Annotated in this window: 9 protein-coding genes; 1 reads left to right on the forward strand and 8 read right to left on the reverse strand. The window is 44.6% G+C overall.

Going from position 1 to position 9868, the window contains the following annotated elements:
- Positions 1 to 125: 125 nt before the first annotated feature.
- The 3 genes from H0Z23_RS07915 to H0Z23_RS07925 all read right to left on the reverse strand — a co-directional run bounded on the left by H0Z23_RS07915 (position 126) and on the right by H0Z23_RS07925 (position 4475).
- Positions 126 to 680 (reverse strand): macro domain-containing protein, encoded by a 555-nt coding sequence (locus tag H0Z23_RS07915; RefSeq protein ID WP_296868902.1) that lies wholly within the window; start codon positions 678 to 680, stop codon positions 126 to 128.
- A gap of 113 nt (positions 681 to 793) precedes the next feature.
- Positions 794 to 2236, reverse strand: a complete 1443-nt coding sequence (proS, locus tag H0Z23_RS07920; RefSeq protein ID WP_296868903.1) for a proline--tRNA ligase — start codon at positions 2234 to 2236, stop codon at positions 794 to 796.
- A gap of 124 nt (positions 2237 to 2360) precedes the next feature.
- A complete protein-coding gene (locus H0Z23_RS07925) occupies positions 2361 to 4475 on the reverse strand; it encodes a patatin-like phospholipase family protein (protein WP_296868904.1) in 2115 nt (704 codons plus the stop codon).
- Between the two features lie 135 nt (positions 4476 to 4610).
- Here H0Z23_RS07925 and H0Z23_RS07930 point away from each other — a divergent pair, with 135 nt between their 5' ends.
- Positions 4611 to 5306 (forward strand): amino acid racemase, encoded by a 696-nt coding sequence (locus H0Z23_RS07930; protein ID WP_296868905.1) that lies wholly within the window; start codon positions 4611 to 4613, stop codon positions 5304 to 5306.
- Here the strand turns inward: H0Z23_RS07930 and H0Z23_RS07935 are convergent.
- The 5 genes from H0Z23_RS07935 to H0Z23_RS07955 form a co-directional block, all read right to left on the reverse strand.
- Positions 5300 to 6700 carry a chloride channel protein gene (locus H0Z23_RS07935; protein ID WP_296868906.1) on the reverse strand — a complete coding sequence of 467 codons (1401 nt, stop codon included), beginning with the start codon at positions 6698 to 6700 and terminating at the stop codon, positions 5300 to 5302. The genes H0Z23_RS07930 and H0Z23_RS07935 overlap by 7 nt on opposite strands.
- 42 nt (positions 6701 to 6742) lie before the next feature.
- Positions 6743 to 7087 (reverse strand): hypothetical protein, encoded by a 345-nt coding sequence (locus H0Z23_RS07940; protein ID WP_296868907.1) that lies wholly within the window; start codon positions 7085 to 7087, stop codon positions 6743 to 6745.
- 61 nt (positions 7088 to 7148) lie between these two features.
- Positions 7149 to 7607, reverse strand: coding sequence for an endonuclease (locus H0Z23_RS07945; protein WP_296868908.1), 459 nt, complete (start codon positions 7605 to 7607; stop codon positions 7149 to 7151).
- Positions 7607 to 8503 carry a lysophospholipid acyltransferase family protein gene (locus H0Z23_RS07950; protein ID WP_296868909.1) on the reverse strand — a complete coding sequence of 299 codons (897 nt, stop codon included), beginning with the start codon at positions 8501 to 8503 and terminating at the stop codon, positions 7607 to 7609. Before H0Z23_RS07950 ends, H0Z23_RS07945 begins: the two co-directional genes overlap by 1 nt.
- Positions 8504 to 8539: 36 nt before the next feature.
- Positions 8540 to 9820, reverse strand: a complete 1281-nt coding sequence (locus H0Z23_RS07955; RefSeq protein WP_296868910.1) for a serine dehydratase subunit alpha family protein — start codon at positions 9818 to 9820, stop codon at positions 8540 to 8542.
- Between the last annotated feature and the right edge of the window lie 48 nt (positions 9821 to 9868).

Here is a 9868-nt window from a genome sequence, read left to right on the forward strand (position 1 = left end):
CACCCTTCTGCCTATATTCCACTGTCAAGTTGCTCCACCTCGCCGCAGCCGTTCCGCGGCGTGCAAGGGGTATAATACAAACCTTTTCCGTTTAAGTCAAGAGGCAAATTTTTATATTTCGTTATTTATTTTCCCATGTCCACTACACGGACCCTTTCCAGAGCTCTGGCAAAGGCCATGTAGGTCTCTTCGCCAAAAAGATAAAATGCTACCTCCTTAAGATTAGTGTCCTTTTCCTCCTCAAGGTATAGCACGACTTCTTCCAACATAGCTTTGGAGCAATTATCTACAGGAAACCCTCCTACGCCTGTGCCAAATGCAGGGAACGCAACCCTTTCTATGCCAAGTTCATCACATTTGTATAGGCTGTTCTGGGTTGCTTCCCTTATGATAGCTTCGCTTGTTTTCAGATCCTGCCCCATAACAGCTGCATGGATTATATAATCTACTTTCAAATTTCCAGCTTCTGTAACAATGGCTTCCCCTACTTTTATGGGACCCCGCTCTACGGCCTCTTTTTCTATGGATTCTCCTCCTCTTCTCTTTATAGCACCTGCTACACCTGAACCCATCCACAGATGATTATTGGCTGCGTTTACTATGGCATCACCGTCATATTGAGTTATATCTCCCTTAAAAAGCCTAATTGCCGTCTTTCCGACCTTACGCTCGGAAACCATATTCTCTCCTCCCATATTATTACGTCTTTTGCCTCCCTTATTATAAAATAAAGTGGCCCCAGAGCGATAGTGGGCCACCTTGTTATTTGTCTTTCAGGTTAAAGGCACTACACTTAATAAGCTTTTGCAAAAATCGCCAACCTTGCACCTTCTTTCCCCGTATAGAAACACTTACCTCTTGTGTGCTCTTCATCTAAGGGGAAGCATCGCACTGTAGCCGTCGTGGCTTCTTTTATCGCCCTTTCCTCCTCTTTCCCTCCTGCAAAGTAGGCTTTTATAAAACCTCCTTTTTCTTCCAGCACTTTCTTGAACTCATCGAAAGACTCTACATAATGGGTATTAGCTTCCCTAAAATCTTTAGCTCTCCTGTAAAGGTTGGCCTGGATAGCATCCAAGGTTTCCTTCACTACCTCCGGGGCTTTATCCCATGAGACATCAAATCTTTCTCCCGTATCTCTTCGCACCAACCTTACGGATTCTTTGGAATACTCTTTCTCTCCTAACTCTATTCTCAAAGGTATCCCCCTCTGCAAGTGATAGAAGAACCTATCGGCCGGTCTCATATGATAACGTGTGTCAACCTTGACACTGCGTTTTCCAAGAATCTCATTCAATGTAGCTGCCAATTCTTGGGCCTTCGGCTCATAAAGCCCTGCAAGTTTAGACTCATCTGCACCAAGGGGCAATATAACAGCTTTGACAGGGGCAACATAAGGTGGAATAATCAAACCATCGTTGTCCGAATGAGTCATTATTATAGCCCCTATCAGCCTGGTCGAAACACCCCAGCTGGTCGTCCAAGCATATTCCAAGACCCCTTCCCTACTCTGGAAAGTTATGTCAAAAGCCTTTGCAAAATTCTGGCCAAGGAAATGGCTTGTGCCTGCCTGGAGTGCCTTTTTATCTGTCATCATTGCCTCACAAGTAAACGTATTATCCGCTCCGGGGAAGCGCTCTCCCTCCGATTTTTCTCCCGTAATCACAGGCAGAGCCAACATTTCCTCCATTATCTTGCGATATACTTCGAGCATCTTAAGAGTCTCTTCCATAGCCTCTTCCTTCGTAGCGTGAGCAGTGTGACCTTCTTGCCACAAAAACTCTGAAGTCCTCAAAAATAACCTTGACCTCTTCTCCCACCTCATAACATTACACCATTGATTTATTAAAACCGGAAGATCCCTCCAAGATTGAACCCATTTGCTGTACATATGACCTATAACAGTTTCCGATGTAGGTCTTACAACCAAAGGCTCCTCAAGCTCTTCGCCACCGGCATGAGTCACCACGGCACATTCTGGAGCAAAACCTTCTACGTGATCTGCCTCTTTCTCCAGGAAAGAATTCGGTATAAGAAGGGGGAAATAAGCGTTTACGTGCCCTGTATCCTTGAAGGCTTCATCAAAATGCTTCTGTATCATTTCCCACAGGGAATACCCATTGGGCCTTATCACCATACATCCCCTCACGGGGGCATAGTCTGCCAACTCTGCCGCCTTGATAACATCAAGATACCACTGCGAATAATCTTCTTCCCTTGGTGTAATATTTTTTGCCATCTTTATCCTCCCCATCTTCTTTCTTCGAAATTCTAACTTACACATAGACCAATAAATTTTATCATAGCACATTAACATACAGGCTATTTTAACAAATATACATCCCTTGCAAACCAGTGAAGCTTCACGGATAAACCAGGTCTCCATATCCTCTGGGATTGCCTAAAGAGTATCCAAAGTTCCAATTCCCTTCGTCATCATACACCACAAATATTTTCCCATCCAAAATCTTGCCAGGCAAAGTAAGGGCCATCCCCGCCTCCCACACGTCGATTGCGTTTTCCCACTCATCCTCATAAACCTTTCCTTCTGTAGCAAACAGATCAACATAAACTCTACCCCACCAGCTTTCGACCAGGGCCCTCCTGTACGTCAACCCAACCCAGGCAACGTTTTCTCCCTTCAAAGGATGGCTGGCCCTAGAGTAAAGTTCGTTCCTAGCTCCCAAATACGCTGCAAGCCAAGGATGGTCATTATCCCCTAAGACAGCTCCCCCTCTTAATACCATCTTGGAAGATTCATCCAGCGGACATATCGTCTGGACGTTTAATCTTCCTAAAATTGAGGAGTCGTCTTCCACCCACATCGACATATGAACTTCTGTCCCTCCTTCGGGGTCTATAGGATCATTTCTATTGTCCCACGAAAACCCTATTGAGGGACCTCCATAGTCATGATCTTTTCCTGAATACTTTACCTCTCCAAGCTTATAACCCAAATAAAGGTTAAGGTCTCCCATTTTGAAATATTCACCTGCTGTTAAGCCATACTTTTTCCACTCATACGATCCCAACCCTTGCGGTTGGTACTTTTCCTTAAGGGCAAACAAATTCAATCCAAATCTTCTAGAATCATCGTCGAGTATCCCAAGATATCCCACTTGACCTCCCCACATCTCACCTATACCCGTCTTTATAAATAGCACATCACCTTCGCCAAATACATCTCGCATAAAAAGATCCCCGTACAACTGTCTGTTTGGAGATATGTTTGAGGTATAACCAGATAAAATAAATTGGTAAGGTGGCTCCTTTTCTACTTTTATCGTCACACTAACCGAGGAAGGCGTATCATTTTGGGTAACATAAAGGGCCTCCCTTATCCCCTCTCGCTCCCTCAATGACCTGCAGACCTCCTGCAAGCGCCTCACATCAAGGGGGCTCCCTATGCACTCCTCGCAAGATTCCAAAATCTCTTTTGCCACCTCTCCTCCTAAACCTTCCACAGCAATGCTTGCCACTATTGGCTTTCTTCCCGACCTAGAGGCAACAGTAACTGAACGTTTCCCATCAACACTGGCTGACACTTGTTTCATTTTCTCAACCGCCGCCTGATACCCTTTTTGAATGATTTCATCCCAACCTCTCGTGGTCAATATGGATACATGGGAAACATCTGGGCTTATGAGCACATCAGCATGCTTAGCATCCTCTTCCACTATCCGTCTCGTCATGATCGTTATAGATTGATCTATGACATCCATAACGGTGCGTATATCATCTTTGCTCATGCCCTTTTCTGTAACATCCACCGCCACCACTGGATGACCTGGAAATATTCGCTTGGCTATTCTAACGGGAAGATTGGCTGCAAGACCCCCATCTACAAGAAGCCTACCTTCTATTTCCCATGGCTCGAAAAGTCCAGGTATCGACATGGAAGCCCTCATGGCTGAGGCTAAATCTCCCTGCCTTATTACAACAGCCTTTCCAGACACGAGGTCCGTGGCTACTGCGGCAAAAGGAATAGGCAAGTTATCAAAATTATTGACAGGGCATATGCTCGTCCACCGGGCAAACCTATCAATCAGCCGCTTGCCCTGCATGGCACCCCTGGGCCCTTCTATCTTCCATGATTTATTCATATCTATTCTTAAAAGTTCCTGCTGTTCCTGAAAACTTCTTTCCCCTATAGCCACTTTTGCTGGTGCTGTCCGGTCGTATAAAAGCTCCGTCAAATCAATATCATTAATGATTCGTTCCAACTCCTGGGCATCATAGCCACAAGAGGCAAGGGCCCCTACTAAAGACCCCATACTAGTGCCAACGATACCTACAACAGGAATTTGCCTCTCTTCCAGAGCCTTTATAACCCCGATATGCGCTAACCCTCGAACTCCTCCCCCCGAAAGAACCAAAACTACCCCTTCTTTTTCTGCAAAAGCAACACTCTGGGTGGAGGATAAAAAGACAAACAACACTAATCCAAAAAATGAGGTCCTTATTTTCCAGCGTCCCATAAGCAACGTCCTTTCTCTCGTTTTTTCAATTTTTAAAAAGGCTCTTTCATTATATAATGCATAATTATAGATGCATTCAGCTAAAAAATTACACTTTCGTGTCTTTTAGACTTCACCTACAGGGGGGCAAAGAAAATGAGCAGTTACAAAAACAAGGTCCTTGGTATTTTGGGAGGCATGGGGCCAGCCGCAACAGCAGAATTTTTGAGACTTTTATCCATAATGGCTCCAGCAAAAAAAGATCAGGAACACCCTAAAATATATCTTCTGTCCAACCCTCAGATACCTGACAGAACTCAAGCCATATTAGGGAATGGGCCTGATCCCTATGAATCTATAAAAGAAGGACTTGACACATTAGTTCAATGGGGGGCAGACCTTCTGGCAGTCCCATGCAACACAGCTCATTTCTTTATAGACAAAATGGCAAATTTTCTGCCAGTACCCCTAGTCCACATAGTAATCTCAACTTTAGACGAAGCAATTCAGAAAGATAAAAGAGGTGCCTGGCTATTAGCAACAGAAGGGACAATCAAAACGGGACTTTATGACACTCACGCAAAAAGGAAGGATTTTACTCTACTTAGGCCAAACCCTGGAATCCAGAAAGAAATAAGTACTACTATAGCACTGGTCAAGGAAGGCAACACCGAAAAAGCTGGAGCAATTCTCAATAGCACTGTCAAAAAACTGTGGGAGGAATCTAGCCTCCCTGTAATAGCAGCTTGCACGGAACTTCCCATAGCATACGCAGCATCAGGCCTACCCAAAGAACGGATGATTTCAAGCTTAGAGGCCCTGGCAAGAGCCTGTATTAAGGAACTTTACTGATGTTCGTTATTGTCTTCTTCCTGATCACGCAAATGGAAGGTCCTGCGGTTCCAATACAACTTTAATTGTTCAACTAAATACGGGATGAGGGTTTCCTTTGTAATCACCTCGTGGCTTACCTTCTCTACCGGTTCATTGCCCTTACAACTAAACACAGGTGATTTGGGACGGGCCAATATTTGACTTGGATAAACACTTCTATGCCCACTGATCACAAAGGCTATTATGCATGCAACAGCCGCGTATGCTGTCACACTGGAACCAAAAAGCTCCACAGCCATAATAGTCGCAGCAATTGGCGTATTAGCGGCACCAGCAAGCACGGCTACGAAACCTATGCATGCAAAGAGCAATGGGTCCAAGCTAAAAATTTTCGCAAAAGTCACTCCCGAAGTAGCCCCTACAAAAAACGTGGGTGTCAATATTCCACCACTACCTCCGGAAGATAAGGTTATGCCTGTAAAAATAGGTTTCAGTATAAAAGCTAGCATAGGCACATCCTTACCTGTCACAGCGCTTTCTATCATCTCTGTACCTAAGCCAAAATACTTCGAGCCGAAAAGCAAACCCAATACTAATAGTATACAACCTCCATAAAAGGCTTTTCTGTAAGGCCCTATTTTTACTTTACCCGAAACAATCTCCAGCGCCCTTACTATTTCTATATGTATAAGAGCCACAAGGCCAAAAAAAACACCTGAAAGCATGGCCCACATAAATACACTTCCCGAGAAAACGGCATGAAGCTGCGCAGGAAAACTGAAATAATCCACGCCTAAGAGGGATGCCACCTGAAAAGCCACCATGCCACTAATAAATGAAGGTAAAAGCACATCGTAAAGAACCTGTCCTATATACAAAACCTCAAGACCAAATATGGCACCAGCTATCGGGGTGCCAAAAATGGAGGCAAAACCAGCGGATATCCCACATATCACCAATTTCTTGCGATCCACATCATTGAACCTGAAGAGGCTAGCCATAAAGGAGGTGAGTCCTGCGCCTATCTGTGCACAAGGGCCTTCCTTACCTGCAGATCCTCCAACCGAGAGAGTTATAACTGTAGCCAAAAGCTTTATTGGAACCACTGCAAGGGGGATTCTACCCGAACGCCTGTGGATTGCCTCTATTACTTTCTCTGTGCCGTGACCCGCAGCTTCTGGCGCAAACGTTCTAACAAGATAGGCGCTTACCACTAAACCTGCTGGCAAAAGAGCAAAGCCCCAGGGGGAAAACCTAGCTAAAAAATCAATGCTTTCATGCAACAACAACAAAAATAAAGAAGCTCCAGCACCTACAACTACACCTGCCATCACAGCAAGGAATATCCACTTAAAAAGGGAATAAAACAATATCCCTATTTCAAGAAGAATGGCCACAAAAGATTTTCCCATTGAGGTATCTTTCCCTCCTAAAACCTAAAACTATTATTTCATCTATTCGTCGTTTCCTAAAGCTTCATCTATGGCCTTTTTGATCGTTTCCCATTCAGGAACGCCTCTGAAAAGCACCTTTCTTTTCAAAACCCAAGTAACCTCTGTAGATTTAATACCAAAAACTAACACATCCCATAGAGCTATAATGTTCCTCGGATCTACAAGATCTATTTCTATCTTTCCCTTATAAGTTTCCTTGATTTGCTTTAAAAGCTTTCCCACCTTCAGCCGCACATCAGCCATGGGAAAAGATTTCATTTCCTCTTCGCCATATTCCAAATCGACACATCCTACAGAAAACCCTGGTTGTTCCATGTACACCTTCAACCGGGGTAGAGATTTCATCCATCTCACCTCTTGTATAATGTATATTCTTTCTTTTTTAAATGCAAGGCTTTATATTCTTTCAGGTCTCGGCACCGTCCTTTAAACTTTCAACCCATTTTCTCAACAAAAACAGTGCCGAAAGGTCGTCTATATCCCTTGGCGGAACTCTCAAAGATTTTGGTATCAAGGCCTTAAAGCCCCTCGGGGGATGAAAATCCCAAAATAAATCTCTTGCGCCAAGAGTAGAAAACTTTTCGTCTACCAAAACGTATGAAATTCCTTTTTCGTCCAAAACTTCAGCAAACAGGGCATTCCCTGTTCCCTTACCCAAAATGACAGTCACAGGCTTCTTAAGTATAGGCACATCTGCTTTTTCGGTAACCCAATCTTTAAGCAAATCCCATTTTTCATTCCATACAATATCAACAAACTCTCTGAACCTCTCTGTAGGAGTTATGCCACACAGAGACGCCTCTCCTTTATCCGTTCCAAGAGCCCACCCAAATTTGCTTCGTCCAGGGTCTATTGCCAATATCATTATCCACTCTCCCTTGTGGAAGCCCACCGGTCATAAAGCCACATCCACTGTTCAGGCGACTTTAAAATCCACTGGCTTATTACTTCATTGCACAACGCTGTGGATTCCAATAAGGCTTCACCGAAGCTATCTCCACTCTTAGGTTTCAATGGCTCCAAAAAGAACAGGTCGTGCCTTAATCCATCTGGCCTTCGTATTATGAAAAGAGGAACGATAATAGAACCCAGTTTGTCAGCCATCTTTAAAGGTCCATAAGGGGTGCTTGCATCAACACCTAAGAAAGGAACTACGATACCCTTGTCCCTAAAATCCTGGTCCAATAAAACGCCCAAGAGCTCCCCTCTTTTAAGGCACGATAGGGCGCTTTTCAAATCAAATCCCTTCCCTATGGTTTTGACGTTGCAGCTCGCTCTCAGAAGTTCCACAAGATCAGTAATTTTTTCATCCCTTTGCTCCGCTCCTATTGCGTTCATAGGGTAGCCTGAAAGGCCAAGATATGCCGCTGCCAATTCCCAATTGCCCAGGTGGGCTGTAAGCAAAATTACCCCCCTTCCCTTGGAAAAGGCCTCTTTTAAATTCTCTTCTCCATGAACGGTGACATAATTAAACAGCTTTTCCCTTAATTTAGGTAGGCGTAAGAACTCAGAAAGGCTCCTCCCTAGGTTAACATAAGAGCCCTTTACTATTTTTCGTGCATTTGTTACACCCACTCCAAGGACATCCACGCAGCGTTTTTCAGCTTCATCCACTTTTCTTTTAGACAAGGCCCAAACGCACAATCCCACAAAAGCACCAAAATGAACTGCAACACTATGGGGCAATACATTTACTATATGCTGAAAACCTTTGACAGCTGTCCATATCAAATCGTTCCTCTTATCTTTTCTTTTCGCCATGCCTACTGCTGTTCCCTTCCTCTAACTTAATAAAAGTTATATCTCGTTGAGTTCAGAAAGTCTCTTCAACATCACTACATCCGCACTCATCATGCCTTCACGGCTCAAAATTCCAATTGACCTTGCAGATTCGGTAAAATCTGAGGATATCAATCCTTGAGGAACGGAAAAACTCCTACCTTCCAAGGCCAATACGGCACTAAGGAAAGCTTCACCCGCAGCTGTTGCTACCTTAAGGGCACAAGACTCTTTTGCTCCATCGCATATCATACCCAACAGTGAAGCAGTCAGAAAACCTACCGCTTGCTGGGCCTGCAGAAAAGAACCACCATAAAGCCGCACAATTGCTGCAGCAGCACCTGAGCCGGCTGCCACTGTACAACCGCATATAGGTGTCAGCCGACCCGTGTGGGCTTTTATGGCACTGGTAACCAGATGACTCAGGAGCAACGCCTCTGCAAGATCCCTTTTGCTTTTGTTCAACTTTCTTGCAACTATCGTAGGAGGCAAAATAGCCGTTATGCCATGATTACCACTGCCCGCACTACTCATGACAGGATACGGCCCTCCAGCCATCCTGACATCAGCTGCAGCTCCGCAAGCGGCTTTGATAGTATATAACAAATCCTCTGGGTTGGTAGTTTTAGATTTGATAGTGTATCCTACGCCTATGCCCCATGGCTCTCTTAAACCTGCCTCGGCTATATTTAGATTCATTTCTGATCCTGAAAGCAAAAAAACTTCATCCTCATCGGTCAACTGGCTAGCCAACTCCCATAGTTCCTTCATATTCATGGCCATGAGTTCATCAAGATGCTTGGGCCTCGTCTGAACTGAGGAATCTACATCGAGAAGGCGTTTTGTTATGCCCCCGTTGTGTCTTACCTCAACCACTCTGTCGTGTTTGCCTGAAATTACACATGATGCCCATTCTTCTTTCCCGTATACGTCTGCCTCCACATAAACAGAGGGGACATCCTGCACTACTTCCTGTGTTATTAGGCCCCTACAAAGCATGTCCCATGCCTTTTCTTGAATTTCCTCACTAACATCCTCTAAAGCCATGAGGCCCTTTTCCGGTTGTCCACCCAAAGCTCCCAAAGCCGCTGCAAGCAAGTTCCCTCTCTTACCCTTGAGGCCAGGTATACCCACACTTAAACCATTCTTAAATATGTTTGCTGAAAGTTTCAGGTGGATCTTCTCCACATCTGAAGCCAGCTCCTTGGACGCCACAGCAGCTGCAAGGGCCACAGCTCCGGGCTCCGTACACCCAAGCGCAGGTTTAACTTCCTCCTTAATAAAAACAGATACATCCATCCGGCATTCCCCCCAGGCTAATTAAGTGATCTACTCTCATATATATAT

Origin of the sequence: Thermovirga sp. (genome assembly GCF_017656375.1) — a bacterium.
In the GTDB taxonomy this organism is placed as follows: Bacteria; Synergistota; Synergistia; order Synergistales; family Thermovirgaceae; genus Thermovirga.